This window comes from Alistipes sp. (genome assembly GCF_020026455.1).
Lineage (GTDB): Bacteria > Bacteroidota > Bacteroidia > Bacteroidales > Rikenellaceae > Alistipes.
The window spans coordinates 144,680-160,040 of sequence record NZ_JAHHQJ010000002.1 but is presented as its reverse complement, the minus strand read 5'-3'; the positions used below and the strand labels follow the sequence as shown (position 1 = coordinate 160,040).

The 15,361-nt window shown below is 59.7% G+C and carries 12 protein-coding genes; 5 read left to right on the top strand and 7 right to left on the bottom strand.

Features of this window, described 5'->3' with window-relative positions; genetic code table 11:
* Positions 1–738, top strand: a complete 738-nt coding sequence (gene aroE / locus QZ460_RS01905; protein ID WP_290539893.1) for a shikimate dehydrogenase — start codon at positions 1–3, stop codon at positions 736–738.
* 298 nt (positions 739–1,036) lie between these two features.
* On the opposite strand, the gene QZ460_RS01900 is transcribed toward aroE, so the two are convergent.
* A complete protein-coding gene (locus QZ460_RS01900) occupies positions 1,037–1,246 on the bottom strand; it encodes a DUF2007 domain-containing protein (RefSeq protein WP_290539892.1) in 210 nt (69 codons plus the stop codon).
* A 198-nt stretch (positions 1,247–1,444) separates the two neighbouring features.
* Here QZ460_RS01900 and dnaE point away from each other — a divergent pair, with 198 nt between their 5' ends.
* From dnaE to QZ460_RS01885, 3 genes are read left to right on the top strand one after another with little or no spacing between them, the layout of a single operon-like run.
* Positions 1,445–5,254, top strand: a complete 3,810-nt coding sequence (gene dnaE, locus QZ460_RS01895; protein WP_290539891.1) for a DNA polymerase III subunit alpha — start codon at positions 1,445–1,447, stop codon at positions 5,252–5,254.
* Between the two features lie 38 nt (positions 5,255–5,292).
* Positions 5,293–5,607, top strand: a complete 315-nt coding sequence (gene trxA / locus QZ460_RS01890; RefSeq protein WP_290539890.1) for a thioredoxin — start codon at positions 5,293–5,295, stop codon at positions 5,605–5,607.
* The gene (locus tag QZ460_RS01885; RefSeq protein ID WP_290539889.1) at positions 5,607–6,599 is read left to right on the top strand and encodes an aldose 1-epimerase; all 993 of its coding nucleotides are present in this window, start codon (positions 5,607–5,609) and stop codon (positions 6,597–6,599) included. The genes trxA and QZ460_RS01885 overlap by 1 nt, the downstream gene beginning before the upstream one ends.
* Positions 6,600–6,618: 19 nt before the next feature.
* On the opposite strand, the gene QZ460_RS01880 is transcribed toward QZ460_RS01885, so the two are convergent.
* Positions 6,619–7,158 carry a nitroreductase family protein gene (locus QZ460_RS01880; protein ID WP_290539888.1) on the bottom strand — a complete coding sequence of 180 codons (540 nt, stop codon included), beginning with the start codon at positions 7,156–7,158 and terminating at the stop codon, positions 6,619–6,621.
* 239 nt (positions 7,159–7,397) lie between these two features.
* Between QZ460_RS01880 and htpG the strand changes: the two genes are divergently transcribed.
* A complete protein-coding gene (htpG, locus tag QZ460_RS01875; RefSeq protein ID WP_290539887.1) occupies positions 7,398–9,458 on the top strand; it encodes a molecular chaperone HtpG in 2,061 nt (686 codons plus the stop codon).
* Between the two features lie 332 nt (positions 9,459–9,790).
* On the opposite strand, the gene QZ460_RS01870 is transcribed toward htpG, so the two are convergent.
* The 5 genes from QZ460_RS01870 to QZ460_RS01850 all read right to left on the bottom strand — a co-directional run bounded on the left by QZ460_RS01870 (position 9,791) and on the right by QZ460_RS01850 (position 15,359).
* A complete protein-coding gene (locus QZ460_RS01870; RefSeq protein WP_290539886.1) occupies positions 9,791–11,431 on the bottom strand; it encodes an ABC-F family ATP-binding cassette domain-containing protein in 1,641 nt (546 codons plus the stop codon).
* Positions 11,432–11,626: 195 nt separating this feature from the next.
* On the bottom strand, positions 11,627–12,037 hold the full coding sequence (locus tag QZ460_RS01865) for a thioesterase family protein (protein ID WP_290539885.1): 411 nt from the start codon (positions 12,035–12,037) through the stop codon (positions 11,627–11,629).
* 212 nt (positions 12,038–12,249) lie between these two features.
* Positions 12,250–12,879, bottom strand: a complete 630-nt coding sequence (locus tag QZ460_RS01860) for an FAD synthetase family protein (protein ID WP_290539884.1) — start codon at positions 12,877–12,879, stop codon at positions 12,250–12,252.
* Between the two features lie 4 nt (positions 12,880–12,883).
* Positions 12,884–13,531: a redox-sensing transcriptional repressor Rex gene (locus QZ460_RS01855; RefSeq protein ID WP_290539883.1), complete on the bottom strand. Its 648-nt coding sequence runs from the start codon at positions 13,529–13,531 to the stop codon at positions 12,884–12,886.
* Between the two features lie 7 nt (positions 13,532–13,538).
* Positions 13,539–15,359 (bottom strand): LysM peptidoglycan-binding domain-containing protein, encoded by a 1,821-nt coding sequence (locus tag QZ460_RS01850; RefSeq protein WP_290539882.1) that lies wholly within the window; start codon positions 15,357–15,359, stop codon positions 13,539–13,541.
* Positions 15,360–15,361: the final 2 nt, after the last annotated feature.

Here is a 15,361-nt window from a genome sequence, read left to right as displayed (position 1 = left end):
ATGCGACGCTTCGGACTGATCGGCCGCCCGCTGGGGCATTCGGCTTCGGCCGCCTACTTCGCGGAGAAGTTTAATAGAGAGGCTGTAAGCGATTGCGAATACTCGCTTTACGAGCTCGATGCGATCGAGGATTTGCCCGGTCTTCTGGAGCGTGTCCCGGATCTCTGCGGACTGAATGTCACGATCCCCTACAAGCGCGGCGTGATGGCTTTTCTGGATTCGGTGACGCCCGAAGCCGGGGCCATCGGGGCCGTCAACTGCATTCGCCGCACGGCGGACGGACGTCTCGCGGGTCACAACACCGACGTCGTGGGTCTCCGGGCCGCGCTGAACGAACTGCTCGGCGCAGTCCAGCCCGGGCAGGCCCTTGTGCTCGGCACGGGAGGCGCTTCGCAGGCCGTGCAGTATGTTCTTGCCGAGCGCGACATTCCCTTTGCGCTGGTGTCGCGCGATGCGGCGAAGGGCAACTACACCTACGACAATCTCCCGTGTGAGGTGGTGGCGGAGAGTTGCCTGATTGTCAATGCATCGCCCGTGGGGACCTACCCCGATGTCGATGCCGCGCCGCGTATCCCCTATGCCTATGTGACGCCGGACCACTACCTGCTCGACCTGGTATACAATCCGCCGCTGACGCAGTTCCTCGACTACGGCAGCCAGCGCGGGGCGCATATTCTGAACGGGCGGACGATGTTCGTCGAGCAGGCCGAAGCCTCGTGGAGGATCTGGAACGATTGAATCGGCACTTCAGGTAATCCCTGCAGTATTTTGTGAAATAGCTTGTTACGGATTGTTTCGCTCGTTTTGTCGGAGCGGACTCGATCATGCCACCGGCAACTGGTTGCGGCCGTCCGGGGAGACATTGTGTGCCGTCGGTCGTGTGCGGTCGGTCGGCTATTTGCCGGGGAGATTCTCCGCCCGAAGAGGCGTTGCGTGCCGTGCTGCCCCCCCCCGGCAACCGGTTGCGGCCGCCGGACAACTCCCGCGACAGCCGAACGAAAAGCTCCGCCGTGCAGCGGAGCTTTTTCATGCGCTCCTACCGGTGGCGGAGCATCGCCTTTGCCTTTTCGTAGTCCTCCTCGCGGATGACAATCTGGGCGGGCATGGTCCCTATCGGGTAGATGGCCGACATGTATTCGTTGCGGATCGTCGACCAGATGCCGGCGCTGTCGAGCATCGACTTGGCGATTTCGGCTTCTGTGATGGTGTTGTACTCCGCCAGTACAACCAACGTGTCGTCTTGCATAGTTCTTCGGTTTTTGGTTCGGTACTTAAAGTTACGTATTTTGTCGGTAAAATGCAATAGCCCTGCCATGAATTTTTTGCGGAAAGGCCTTGTTTCCCTCCGCGGACGGGGCCGGGCCTCATTCCGACAAAACAAGTCGTCCGGCATTTGATTATACTCCCGATTTATATTATCTTTGTCCTTGCAAAACGTTGACCTATGTCCCAATTCGTACACCTTCACGTACATACACAATATTCGATCCTCGACGGGCAGGCCAGCATCCAGCGGCTTGTGGACAAGGCCATGGACGACGGCCAGCCCGGAATCGCCGTGACGGACCACGGCGACATGTTCGGCATCAAGGAGTTCTACAACTACGTCCAGAAAGTCAAGGGCAAATACAAGGACAAGGTCGCCGGGACGGAGGCCCGCATCGCCGCCCTGCGCGACGGCTCGGAGGCCTGTGCCGATCCCGCCGGCGAGATCGCCAAATGCGAGAAGCAGCTGGAAGAGTTCCGGCGCAAGCTCGCCTTCAAGCCCATCATCGGCTGCGAGGTCTATGTGGCGCGCCGCCGGCTCCACAACAAGGAGGGCAAGCCCGACCAGAGCGGCTACCACCTGATTCTGCTGGCCAAGAACCTCAAGGGATACCACAACCTCATCAAGATCGTTTCGAAGGCGTGGACCGAAGGTTTCTACATGCGTCCGCGAACGGACCGCGTGGAGATCGAGAAATACCACGAGGGGCTGATCTGCTGTTCGGCCTGTCTGGCGGGCGAGGTGCCGCGCGCCATCACGGCCAACGACTTCGAAAAGGCCGAGGAGGCGATCCAATGGCACAAGAAGGTCTTCGGCGACGACTACTATCTCGAACTGCAGCTCCACAAGGCTACCGTCGAGCGCGCCAACCACGAGGCCTATCCCATGCAGCTGCATGTGAACGAACACCTGCGCAAACTGGCCGCCAAACACAACGTCAGGATGGTCTGCACCAACGACGTGCACTTCGTGGACGAGGACAATGCCGAGGCGCACGACCGGCTGATCTGTCTCTCGACGGGCAAGGACCTCGACGACCCCAAGCGCATGCTCTACTCGAAGCAGGAGTGGCTCAAGACGACGGCCGAGATGGCCGCGATCTTCGGGCAGACCGACCCCGAGGCGATGGCGACGACCGTCGACATCTGCAACCAGGTCGAGTGCTACTCGATCGACCATGCGCCGATCATGCCCAACTTCGAAATCCCCGAGGAGTTCGGAACCGAGGCCGAATACCGCGCCCGACTCACGGAAAAGGACCTTTTCGAGGAATTCACGCGCGACGAGAACGGCAACGTGGTGATGTCGGAGGAGGAGGGACTCAAGAAGATCCGGAAATTGGGCGGTTACGACAAACTCTACCGCATCAAGTTCGAGGCCGACTATCTGGCTAAACTGACGATGGAAGGCGCACACAGACGCTACGGCGAGCAGCTGACCGAAGAGCAGGAGGAACGGCTGAGATTCGAGCTGCATATCATGAAGACGATGGGTTTCCCGGGCTACTTCCTGATCGTGCAGGACTTCATACGTGCTGCGCGCGAGGAACTGGACGTGTCGGTGGGTCCGGGCCGTGGATCGGCTGCCGGATCGGCCGTGGCCTACTGTCTCGGGATCACGCAGATCGACCCCATCGCCTACGACCTGCTGTTCGAGCGTTTCCTGAATCCCGACCGTATTTCGCTCCCCGATATTGACGTCGACTTCGATGACGACGGGCGCGGAAGGGTCCTGAACTGGGTGACGCAGAAATACGGCAAGGAGAAGGTGGCGCACATCATCACCTACGGCACGATGGCCACCAAACTGGCCATCAAGGATGTGGCGCGCGTGCAGAAACTCATGCTCTCGGAGTCGGACCGGCTCTGCAAACTCGTGCCGGACAAGATCCCCGACAAGAAGCTCAACCTGCAGAACGCCATCGACTATGTCCCCGAGCTGAAGGCCGCCGAACAGTCGGACAACCCGATTCTGCGCGATACGATCCGTTATGCCAAGATGCTCGAAGGCAACGTCCGCAACACGGGTGTGCACGCCTGCGGTACGATCATCTGCCGCGACGACATCACGGACTGGGTCCCCGTTTCGACGGCCGATGATAAGGAGACCGGCGAGAAGATGCTCGTCACGCAGTATGAGGGTTCGGTGATCGAGGACACGGGACTGATCAAGATGGACTTCCTGGGTCTGAAGACCCTTTCGATCATCAAGGATGCCGTGGAGAACATCCGCCAGACCAAGGGCGTGAAGATCGACATCGATGACTTCACGATTATCAACGATCCGGCGACCTACCGTCTCTACGGCGAGGGCCGCACCGTCGGGACCTTCCAGTTCGAGTCCGCGGGCATGCAGAAGTATCTGCGCGAGCTGCAGCCCTCGACCTTCGAGGATCTGATCGCGATGAACGCCCTCTATCGGCCCGGACCGATGGACTACATCCCGGATTTCATCGCCCGCAAGCACGGCCGCAGCCCCATCGAGTACGATATCCCCGTGATGGAGAAGTACCTCAAGGACACCTACGGCATCACGGTCTATCAGGAGCAGGTCATGTTGCTGTCGCGTCTGCTGGCCAACTTCACCCGCGGCGAGTCGGACACGCTCCGCAAGGCCATGGGTAAGAAACTCAAGGACAAGCTGGACCACCTGAAACCCAAGTTCATCGAGGGCGGCCGGAAGAACGGCCACGATCCGAAGGTGCTCGAAAAGATCTGGGGCGACTGGGAAAAATTCGCCTCCTACGCCTTCAACAAGTCGCACGCCACGTGCTACTCGTGGGTGGCTTACCAGACGGCGTACCTCAAGGCCAACTATCCTTCGGAGTACATGGCCGCCGTGTTGAGCCGAAACCTCACGAACATCGAGCAGTTGACGATCTACATGAACGAGTGCAAGCGCATGGGCATCAGTGTCATGGGACCCGACATCAACGAGTCGATGCAGACCTTCTCGTCCAACACCTCGGGGGACGTGCGCTTCGGACTCGCCGCCGTGAAGGGTGTCGGCGCGGCCGCCGTGGAGAGCATCATTGCCGAACGCAAGGCCAACGGGCCTTTCAAGGACATATACGACTTTGTCGAGCGCGTGAACTATTCGCTCGTCAACCGCAAGTGCCTCGAAAATCTGGCTTACGCCGGGGCCTTCGATTCGATCTCGGATTTCGCCCGCTGCAAGTTCTTCGGCGTCGACCTGCGCGATTCGAACGGCATCACCTTCATCGAGCAGCTGATGCGCTACGGGCAGCGGTTTCAGACCGAGCAGAACAATGCCCAGCAGAGCCTGTTCGGGGGTGGCGAGCATGTGGATATCCAGCGCCCGGTGCTTCCGGCCTGCGCCGACTGGAGCCAGTTGGAAAAACTCACCAAGGAGCGCGAAATGGTGGGTCTTTACCTCTCGGCACACCCGCTCGACGATTACAAGATCATCATCGACCACATGTGCAAGACCCAGCTTTCGGAGCTGGAGAACCTCGACACCCTCAAGGGGCAGGAGATCGCCGTGGCGGGCATGGTCGTGGGGGTGCAGAACCTGATGACCAAGACCGGCAAGCCGTGGGGCAAGTTCAAGCTTGAGGATTACAACGGAGGCCACGAGTTCGCCCTTTTCGGCAAGGACTACGAGAATTTCCGCAAATACCTTTTCCCGGACTATTTCCTCTTTGTCCGGGGCCGCGCGCAACCCAAGCTCTACAACGACAAGGAGCTGGAATTCAAGATCATTTCGATGATCCAGCTGCAGGAGATGCGCGACACGATCAAGGAGATGATCGTGCAGGTGCCCATCGAGGAGGTGACCGAGGCGTTCATTCGCGAACTGGGTGAGCGGGTGCGCGCGTCGAAGGGCGACACGCTGCTGCGTCTGAACGTCTACGACCGCGGAGCGCAGGTCTCGCTGCGTCTCTTCTCGAAAAGCCACAAGGTGAGCCTCACGCAATCCCTGGTCGGATATTTGGAAGACAACAGCATCCACTACTCAATTGCATAAGCATACTTTAATCGATAATCAACAAAAAATTCAAAGCTATGGCATTGGCAATCAACAAAGACAATTTCGAAGCGCTGGTCGCAGGCGACCAGCCGGTAGTCATCGACTTCTGGGCTGAATGGTGCGGTCCCTGCCGCACGATGTCGCCCATCGTGGACGAACTGGCCGCAGTATACGAAGGCAAGGTCGTCATCGGCAAATGCGATGTCGAGGAGAACGATGAGATCACGATGAAATACGGCGTGAGGAACATCCCGACGATCGTCTTCCTCAAGGGCGGCGAGCTGGTCGACAAGCAGGTCGGCGCCTGCACGAAGGAAGCCCTGAAGGCCAAAATCGACCAGCTCCTCTGATGCTGCGCTCGATCGACTTCCACGGGCTGAAAGCCGTGGAGTTCTCCAAGGGGGACTATACGGCGCTGCTGATTCCGGAGATGGGGGCCAACCTCGTGCGGCTGGCCAACACCCGGCTGGGTGTGGAGATTCTGCGGACGCCCGGTCCCGGGGAGATCGCGACGTTCCGGGGCCGCCCGCACGTCTTCGGGCTTCCGATCCTGTTTCCGCCCAACCGCATCGCCGACGGCCGCTACCTCTTCGAGGGACGCACTTACCAGTATCCCATCACCATCGAACGGGAACGGAACTACCACCACGGCATTCTCAAGAGCGAGGCGTTCATGGTGTCGAAGGCCCGGGAGACGGACCGCGAGGTGATGGTCGAATGCCGCTACTATTCCAATGCGGGGAACGATGCCGTTTTCCGCCATTTCCCGCACGAGTTCAAGTGCAAGATCGTCTACCGGCTCATGGCCGAAGGCCTGGAGCAGGAGGTGGTGTTCTCCAACCGCAGCAAGACCCGCATGCCGCTGGGCGTGGGGTTTCATACTCCGCTGGTGATTCCCTTTGCGGGCGGGGGCGACGCCGACTATGTGATGCGTTTGGCCGTCGGGGAAGAGATCGAACTCGGAGACCGCAACCTCCCGACGGGGCGCCGGCTGCCGCTGTCGGAGCGCTTTGCCAAATTGCGCCGCGAAGGACTTCGGGTCACCGGCTGCGAGCCGATCGAGGCGGGATTTACGCTGCGCGAGATCGATGTGGACGGCAAATCGTTCCGCGGAGCACTGGTCGAGCACCGGCCCTCGGGCGTGAGAACCTTCTATGAAGTCGACGGGCAGACGACCTGCTGGACGCTGTGGAACAACGGCGGACAAGTGCCCTACTGCTGTCCCGAGCCGCAGACTTGGACCACGAACGCCCCCAATGCGGCCGATCCTGCGGCCGAAGGGTTTCAGTCCATTGCCCCGGGCGAGTCGTGGCACGCGCTCTTCCGGCTCTACGCAAGATGAAGATGAAAAAAGGGGATCTTTACAGATCCCCTTTTTCGTTGCTGAATGTCTCCTGAAAAACCGTTTCAGCCAACGGTTTGCGCAGTTTGTCGTGGCGTTCGGGGTCGGCTGGGGTCTCGTCGCCGTAGCCGATCAGCAGGATGTTCACGGGTTCGAAGTCGGCCGGAAGGGCGAACTCTGCGCGCACGGCTTCGGGTTTGAACATGCAGATCCACAGCGTGTCGAGGCCCAGCGAAGCGGCGGCAAGCATCATGTGGTCGGTGACGATAGAGGCGTCGATGTCCGAAATGTTCTTGCCGTCGTACTTGCGGGTCCATGCCTCGGAGGTATCGGCGCAGATGATGACGGCTGTCGGGGCGCCGAAATCGCGCGTGCAGCGTGCAAGGCGTTCCATGCCCTCCTTCGACTGTACGACCACCAGCCGCTGGGGCTGGCGGTTGGCTCCCGTGGGGGCCACACGTCCCGCTTCGAGAATCACCTCCAGTTTCTCCGGCTCCACTTGCCGGGAGAGGTATTTGCGGCAGGCATACCGCTTCTTCGCCAGTTTCAAAAAATCCATGTGCAAAGGTTTTAATTGGATAAAGCTACGGACCGGCCGGGCGATGCGGATGTGCATTCGCAAAATCGCTCGCCCGGTGAAAGCCGTTATGCGCTCAAAGATACGAAAAATCGCGTCATGATACAACCGGATACCCCGTTTTGGCAGGTTCGGCTGACAGAATGGCAGAAAAAAGGTAGTGGCACATCGTTTGTTGGATGAAGGGCAGGAAATCAAAATACAACAACAACGATAGTACTATGAAAAACGGAAAAATCGGAGTTACAACGGAGAATATTTTCCCCGTCATCAAGAAGTTCCTCTACTCGGACCATGAAATTTTCCTGCGCGAGCTGATCTCGAACGCCGTGGATGCCACCCAAAAGCTGAAAACCCTCTCGTCGATCGGCGAGGTCAAGGGCGAATTGGGCGATGTGACGATCCGCGTGGCTGTCGACAAGGAGCAGAAAACGCTCACGGTGACCGACCGCGGTGTGGGTATGACGGCCGACGAGGTCGACAAGTACATCAACCAGATCGCTTTCTCGGGTGCCGAGGAGTTCATGGAGAAATATAAGAATCAGGCTATTATCGGGCACTTCGGACTGGGATTCTACTCCTCGTTCATGGTGGCCGACAAGGTCGAGATCTTTACTCGCTCCTTCCGCGAGGGGGCGAAGAGCGTGCACTGGAGCTGCACCGGGTCGCCCGAGTTCGAGATGGAGGAGACCGACGAAGCCCGTGACCGCGGCACGACCATCGTGCTGCACCTCTCGGAGGATGCGCTCGAATACGCCGAGGAGGCGCAGGTCGAGGCCCTGCTGAAGAAGTACTGCCGCTTCCTGCCCGTGCCCATCGCCTTCGGCAAGGTCAAGGAGTGGAAGGACGGCAAATATGTCGACACCGACAAGGACAACATCATCAACAACGTCGAGCCGCTGTGGACCCGCAAGCCCGCCGACATCACCGAGGAGCAGTACAAAGAGTTCTACCGCGAGCTCTACCCGATGAGCGACGAGCCGCTGTTCTCGATCCACCTGAACATCGACTATCCGTTCCACCTGACGGGCATCCTCTACTTCCCGAAGATCCGCAACAACTTCGAGATCCAGAAGAACAAGATTCAGCTCTATTCGAACCAGGTCTATGTGACGGATCAGGTCGAGGGTATCGTGCCGGAGTACCTGACGCTGCTGCACGGCGTGATCGACTCGCCGGACATCCCGCTCAACGTATCGCGCAGCTACCTGCAGAGCGACGCCAATGTGAAGAAGATCTCGAGTTACATCACCCGCAAGGTCGCGGACCGGCTGCAGGAGCTGTTCACGACCATGCGTGCGGACTACGAGGCGAAGTGGGACGACCTGAAGATCTTCATCCAGTACGGCATCCTCACCGACGAGAAGTTCGCCGAGAAGGCCGCCGGGATCATGCTCTGGAAGAACGTCGAAGGCAAGTATTTCACCCCCAAGGAGTATGCGGAGGCTGTGAAGGAAAACCAGACCGACAAGAACAAGACGGAGGTGTTCCTCTATGTGGACGATCCCGTGGAGAAGCACACGTTCCTCGAAGCGGCCAAGGGCAAGGGCTACGACGTGCTGGTGATGGACGGTCAGCTGGACAGCCACTACATCAACTGGTATGAGTCGAAGAACAAGGAGTCGCGCTTCGTGCGTGTCGACAGCGATGTGGTCGACAAACTGATCCAGAAGGCGGAGAGTGTCAAGATGTCGCTTACCGAGGGCCAGCAGGAGGTGCTGACGCCCGTTTTCGAGAGCCAGATGCCCAAGGACGAGAAGATCCACTACAACATCTCGTTCGAGGCCATGTCGGCCGACGAGGCTCCGGTGGTGATCACGCAGAACGAGTTCATGCGCCGTATGAAGGAGATGGCCCAGACGGGTGGCGGGGGTATGAGCCAGTTCTACGGACAGATGCCCGACAACTTCACCATCGCGGTCAACGCCAACCACCCCATCGTCATCGACATCCTCGCCGATGTGGAGAAGACCTACGGCGACAAACTCAAGTCGATCACCAAGAAGATCGACGCTGCGGTGGCCGAGGAGAAGCGTTTCGACGAGGTTGTGAAGGACAAGAAGGAGGAGGAGCTTTCGTCCGAGGAGAAATCCATGCGCGAGGAGCTGTCGAAGAAGATCGTCACCCTGCGCGACGAGCGCAACCAGCGCCTGCGCGAGATCGGCGGCGAGAACCGCCTCGTCAAACAGATCATCGACCTGGCGCTGCTGACCAACGGCATGCTCAAGGGCAAGAACCTGACGGATTTCATCCAGCGTTCGATTTCGCTGATCGGAAAATAGCGTCTTCGCAGCAAGACCTGCCGAAAGAACAAGACCGCAGTAAAGTTGCGGTCTTGTTTTGTTTTTTGCATGCGTGTTCGGGGGCTTGCGGCGTATGTATAGCGAACGGCCTGCTCTCGGGATTGCGCAACTGTCGGCACAATGACCGGCACCGGGATTGGCGCAACGGCTTGGGCAACTGTCGGCACCGGAACTGGCGCAACAGCCGGAACAGCTGTCTGCACAACGATCGGAGCAACCGCGGCAAGGTGAAAAACAGCCGGAGAGATGAACGGATTGCAAAAACGACCGCTCCTGTCACGGGGCGGTCGTTGCGTTGAAGGCGGGGAACTTCAGCTTTTCCGGCGCTCGATCTCGCTGATGTTTTCGATCCTTTTCTTCCGCAGGAAGCCATAGACTCCGTCGAGGTGCTCGGTGACGCGGCCGTGGGAGAATTCGTAGATTTTGGACGTCAGTCCGTCCAGAAAATCGCGGTCGTGGGAGACGACGATCAGCGTGCCGTCGAAAGCCATCAGTGCCTCTTTGAGGATCTCCTTGGTCTTCAGGTCGAGGTGGTTGGTCGGCTCGTCGAGGATCAGCAGGTTGACCGGTTCCAGCAGCAGCTTGATCATTGCCAGGCGTGTACGTTCGCCGCCCGACAGCACCTTCACGAGCTTCTCGCTGGCCTCCTTGCCGAACATGAAGGCCCCGAGGATGTCGCGGATGCGGGTCCGGATGTCGCCCACGGCGATGTCGTCGATGGTCTTGAAGACGGTGATCGATTCGTCGAGCCCCGACGCCTCGTTCTGCGCGAAGTAGCCGATCCGGACGTTATGCCCGATCCGGATCTCGCCCTCGAAATCGATCTGACCCATGATGGCCTTGACCATCGTCGACTTGCCCTCGCCGTTGCGCCCCACGAAGGCCACCTTGTCGCCGCGCCCGATGGTGATCGACACGTCGCCGAATACCCGGTGGTCGCCGTATGCCTTGCCCAGCTCGGAGGTGATGACCGGATAGGAGCCCGAACGCGGGGCTGGCGGAAAGCGCAGGTTCAGTGACGAGCGGTCCTCCTCGTCCACCTCGATGAGCTCCAGTTTTTCGAGCATCCGCACGCGCGACTGCACCTGGTTGGTCTTCGAATAGGTTCCCTTGAAGCGCTCGATGAACTCACGGGTCTCGGCGATCATCTTCTGCTGGTTGTCGTAGGCCGCCTGCTGCTGTTCGCGGCGCTCCTTGCGGAGTTCGAGGTAATGGGAGTAGTTGACCTTGTAGTCGTAGATGCGTCCGCGTGAGATCTCGATGGTGCGCGTGGTGATGTGGTCCACGAAGGCCTTGTCGTGGGAAATGACCATCACGGCCTTGGCGTTGTTCATCAGAAAATCCTCCAGCCACTCGATCGACTCAATGTCGAGGTGGTTGGTCGGCTCGTCCAGCAACAGCAGGTCGGGTTTCTGCAACAGCAGCTTGGCCAGTTCGATGCGCATGCGCCAGCCGCCCGAGAATTCGGAGGTCTGGCGCGTGAAGTCGCTCCGTTCGAAGCCCAGACCCAGCAGGATGCGCTCCACGTCTTCCTGATAGTTGGTGAGGTCCACGGCATAGAACTTCTCGGAGATCGCCGTGACCTCCTCGATCAGTTGCATGTACGACTCGCTCTCGTAGTCGGTGCGGGTCGTGAGCTGCTCGTTGAGCGCCGCGATCCGCCGTTCGATTTCGAACAGGTGTTCGAAGGCCCGCGACGCCTCCTCGACGAGCGTGCGCCCGTCCTCCACCTGGAGGTGCTGGGGCAGATACCCCACTTTGCCGCCCTCGCCCACGGTCACATGGCCCCGAGTGGCCGGGCGCACCCCGGCGATGATCTTCAGCAGGGTCGATTTGCCCGCTCCGTTTTTGCCCATCAGGGCGATCCGGTCCTTGTCGCCGATCGTGAAGGAGATGTCTTTGAAAAGCGTCGTGCCGCTGAACTCTACGGTGAGGCCGTCTATTGAAATCATAAGTTGTCGCAAATTGAGCCGCAAAGGTACGAAAAGTCGGGCGCAGAAGCAAATGCCGGGTTGCTTCAGTCGGGGCGGAGTGCCTTCGGGACCACGCTGCGGGGAGTTTTTCGGGCGGAGGAGCACTCCTTGCGGCACAGAAAAAGCCGCTTCGCAGGGCAAAGCGGCATGTATGGGTTCCGGCACGGGGGCCTCTTATTCAGTCCAGCGGTTGCGGATCAGCTCCAGGAACCATTCCGGACAGCGGCACGGACGGCGCGAATCGCTGTGGATGAAGCCCAGCTGGGTCATGCCCGTATTGAGCAGGTCGCCCCGTTCGTTGTAGATTTCGTAGAAGAAATTGATGCGCGTCGCGGGGATCTCCCGGAGGATGATGCGCACGGTGAGCAGTTCGTCGAAATAGGCCGGCTTGCGGTATTTCGACTGCACTTCGAGAATCGGCATCATGATGCCCCGGCGTTCGACTTCGGCGAACGACATGCCTAGCGAGCGCATAAACTCGCTGCGGGCGGCTTCGTAGTAGCAAATGTAATTCGAATGGTGGCAAATGGCCATCTGGTCGGTGTGCTTGTACCACACCCTGATCTGACAATCGTGGCTTAACATATTCTTTCGGGTTTATTCCTTTTCAATTTCTGGTTCGCCTCTTTCGGGGTTGCTGGCATCGGGCGGGCTTCAGCGGTCGCTTTCCGGCCTACTCCCGGTCTGCGGGCGTCGGGGTGGTCTCCGGTACTCTCTTCCCGGTCCTCCTCTATTAGCTCGTCCTCATGGCTGCGGGCGTTGGGTCGACTCTTTTCGGCCCCTCACCTTTATCCGGCCTAAGGAGAATCCGGAAGGAGGATCCCGGAGTTCTCTCCCGCGCCCGGAATCAGCCTTTCGGGCAACCGGCGGTCCAATAGGCGCTCGGCTTCGGCCGTTTTCCCTTCTTCCAGCAACTGGCGGATCACGGTCGAACTGACGTGCTTGCCGTCGACTCTGCACGGACCCACCTTCACGATGCGAAGCCGGCGCGATGTCGCGAGTGTATCGCAGTCGATCCGGTTGTGGCCGAAGCGGTGGTTGTAGCCCGCAACGAGCGTCTCGGCCCCGACCTTCCCGATCAGGTACTCGTCCACGAACTCCTCCCCAGACAAGGCGCTGAACGCCCTGTCGAAGGGTATGACGATCACGTTATCCACCCCCAGCTCTTCGAGCAGGGCTGTTTTTTCGTCGAGCGTCGTCAGCAGCCGCAGCCCTTCGGCCCTCCCCAGCGTGATGCGCGGGTGCGGCTCGAAGGTCAGCACAATGCTTTCGCCGTCGTTGGCGTGGGCCTCGGCGATCAGCCTCCCGATCAGGGCCCGGTGGCCCAGGTGCACGCCGTCGTAGGAGCCGACGGTGACCGCCGGGCGGACGAAGTGCGGAAGTGTATCGAACCCGTGAAAAACCCTCATCTCTCCCTCTCCCGGCATTCGGTTACGAATTGTTTGCGTCGCCCTCCTTGACGAAGTAGGCGACTTTTTCTAGCAGCGTGGTGATGTCGTAATTCTCGACGATGATACCCTGCGGGAAGTTCAGCGGCGTGGAGGTGAAATTCAGCACTCCCCGTATGCCGGCATTGATGATCGGCAGCACGAGACTCGGGGCCACGTTCGTCGGCGAGGAGACGATGACGATCGAGATGTCCTTGTCTTCGACCACCTCCTCGAACGAGTCCATGTGGTAGCACGGGATGCCGTCGATGGTCTTGCCGACCTTTTCGGCGTCGATGTCGAATGCGGCGGTGATCTTCAGCTTGAGCCCCTTGCCGTTGAAATACTTGGTGATGGCCTGGCCCAGGTGGCCCATGCCCAGCACGGCGATGTTCATGGGCGAGGGGCTGTCGAGGATGCCGCTGATGTACTCGATCAGCACCTGCACGTCGTAGCCCTTCTTCGTGTCGCTCGAAAAGCCGATCAGCATCAGGTCGCGGCGCACCTGTACGGCCGTGATTCCGTGGATGCCGGCCAGCACGTGCGAAAAAATATGCGTGATGCCCTGCCGGTGGCTGGCGAGCAGCGTGCGGCGGTATTCGCTCAGTCGCTCGATGGTTTTCTCGGGAATCGTATTCGTTAAAGTTGCCATGAGGCTCTTATTCGATGGTTATGGTGAAGTCGCTGTTGTAGTTGACCCGTGTCCAGTTGCGGTTGACGTGGTTCTCGCGGCCTTCGCTCTGTCCGAAGCGATAGCTCGTCTGCAGCGGTGTGTAGCGGCGGTCTTCGAGGTCGTATTCGATATCGTCGTACATGGCCGGGGTGAAGATCATGGCCGTGTCGTAGCCCCGGTAGGAAAAGAGGGTCGGCAGCGCGCCGAACGAACGGATATAGGCGCTGTCGAACATCCGCACGCTCTCCGAATCGCGTTTGGCGTGGTAGGTCGAGAAGAAGATCACGCGGTTCTTGAAGAACATCGCGCGGTCGACGGTGTTGTAGCGGTTCCAGCGGCTGTTGCCCAGCACCACGAAGCGGGGCGCCGTGCGGCCGCGGCTCGTGAGGCTCGTGTCGGCCGAGGCCAGAGCCGCGAGGATGCGGTCGATGTCCACCTCGTTGTCGGAGAGAATGATGAAGACGTTGTCGTCCGTATTCTCCAACAGCGGCGTGAGGTCGCTCGGGCTGTTGGCCGAGCGGGCCGAGGGGTGCTCATATTTATAGGTATGGCGGCGGTACTCCGAATCGCCCAGCAGCGTGAGCATCTCGCGCTCGAACTCCTTGTCGGTCGACGCGGAGTAGATCAGCGTCACACGCTTGTCGCCGTTCACCAGATCGCCCGCCTTCTCGTACTTGAGCGACGGATCGGGTGCAAGCTGGAACAATGCGTCGCTGTTCATCCCCTCGATGTGGGCCAGGGGTGACACCACGGGGATCTTTTTCTCCTCGGCAAAGCGGATCACCGGATACAGCCCCTCCTCGTAGACGGGGCCGACAATCAGGTCGGCATTCCGGAAGTCATCGCTTTCGACGATTTGGCGGATGCGCGCCGTGTCGCGGGCCGTGTTGTAGAGGTCCACGTTCACCGAACGCCCGTATTTGATTTTCACGCTGTCGAGTCCCAGCAGGAAACCCTGGTAAAACTCCAGATAGTTGCCGTTGGCCTCGCCGTCCGTGGCGAGGGGCAGCAGCAGCGCCACATTGAGCGGATCGCCGGCCCGGAGTGCCCGGAAGTCGATCTGCACGACCGGATGCCCGGCCTTCGCCGTGCTGTCCGCCTGTCGGAGACTGTCGGCGGCCTCCGGAACCTGTCCGGTCTCGGGTGCGGGGATCTTGACCATGGCCCCGGCCTTGAGATCGGCGGGTTTCAGCCCGCCGTTAAGCGCGCTGAACTCCGCCTCGGTGATCCCAAAGCGGCGCGAGAGCGAATAGAACGTCTCGCCCGGATGGACGATGTGGTAGGCCGTGCCTTCCTCGGCCACGCTGTTCAGCGATTGCCGGTACTCCTCCCACTGCTTCTTCGTGCCGGCCTCATCCTCCGACCCGATCTTTTTCTTGCGGATCAGGATGCGTTCACCGAGGCGCATGTGCAGCGGGTCGAGATTCGGGTTGTCCTCCAGAAGGGTTTTTACCGGGATCTCATACTGCCGCGAGATGGCGTAGAGCGTCTCGCCCTTCGACACGAAGTGGAAGTCGAAGGTCTTGCGCAGCTTCTTGTCCGACTTGGATTCGGGAATGTCGGCCACGAAGGGAATCTTGATGTTCTCGGCGGTTTTCAGGCCGCGGGCGACCGCAGGATTGTTTTCGAGAATCACCTTTTCGCTCACCTCGTAGGTTTTCGAAAGGCCGTAGATCGTCTCGCCCGCCTGCACCGTGTGGATGTAGTATTTGGCACCGTTGATATAGACGATCGTCGTGGACTTCCCCGCCGCAACGGCGCAGAAAGCCCACATGATCGTCAGAGCTGCGGCACAGAGTCGTTTCATTG

What these genes read in the sequence shown, in the direction of transcription:
- aroE (WP_290539893.1), top strand. Translation starts at nt 1, where the DNA reads ATGCGACGCTTCGGACTGATCGGCCGCCCGCTGGGGCATTCGGCTTCG.
- dnaE (WP_290539891.1), top strand. Translation starts at nt 1,445, where the DNA reads ATGTCCCAATTCGTACACCTTCACGTACATACACAATATTCGATCCTC.
- QZ460_RS01855 (WP_290539883.1), bottom strand. Translation starts at nt 13,531, where the DNA reads ATGGCAACTTTAACGAATACGATTCCCGAGAAAACCATCGAGCGACTG.
- QZ460_RS01900 (WP_290539892.1), bottom strand. Translation starts at nt 1,246, where the DNA reads ATGCAAGACGACACGTTGGTTGTACTGGCGGAGTACAACACCATCACA.
- QZ460_RS01885 (WP_290539889.1), top strand. Translation starts at nt 5,607, where the DNA reads ATGCTGCGCTCGATCGACTTCCACGGGCTGAAAGCCGTGGAGTTCTCC.
- QZ460_RS01850 (WP_290539882.1), bottom strand. Translation starts at nt 15,359, where the DNA reads ATGAAACGACTCTGTGCCGCAGCTCTGACGATCATGTGGGCTTTCTGC.
- QZ460_RS01860 (WP_290539884.1), bottom strand. Translation starts at nt 12,879, where the DNA reads ATGCCGGGAGAGGGAGAGATGAGGGTTTTTCACGGGTTCGATACACTT.
- QZ460_RS01870 (WP_290539886.1), bottom strand. Translation starts at nt 11,431, where the DNA reads ATGATTTCAATAGACGGCCTCACCGTAGAGTTCAGCGGCACGACGCTT.
- QZ460_RS01880 (WP_290539888.1), bottom strand. Translation starts at nt 7,158, where the DNA reads ATGGATTTTTTGAAACTGGCGAAGAAGCGGTATGCCTGCCGCAAATAC.
- htpG (WP_290539887.1), top strand. Translation starts at nt 7,398, where the DNA reads ATGAAAAACGGAAAAATCGGAGTTACAACGGAGAATATTTTCCCCGTC.
- QZ460_RS01865 (WP_290539885.1), bottom strand. Translation starts at nt 12,037, where the DNA reads ATGTTAAGCCACGATTGTCAGATCAGGGTGTGGTACAAGCACACCGAC.
- trxA (WP_290539890.1), top strand. Translation starts at nt 5,293, where the DNA reads ATGGCATTGGCAATCAACAAAGACAATTTCGAAGCGCTGGTCGCAGGC.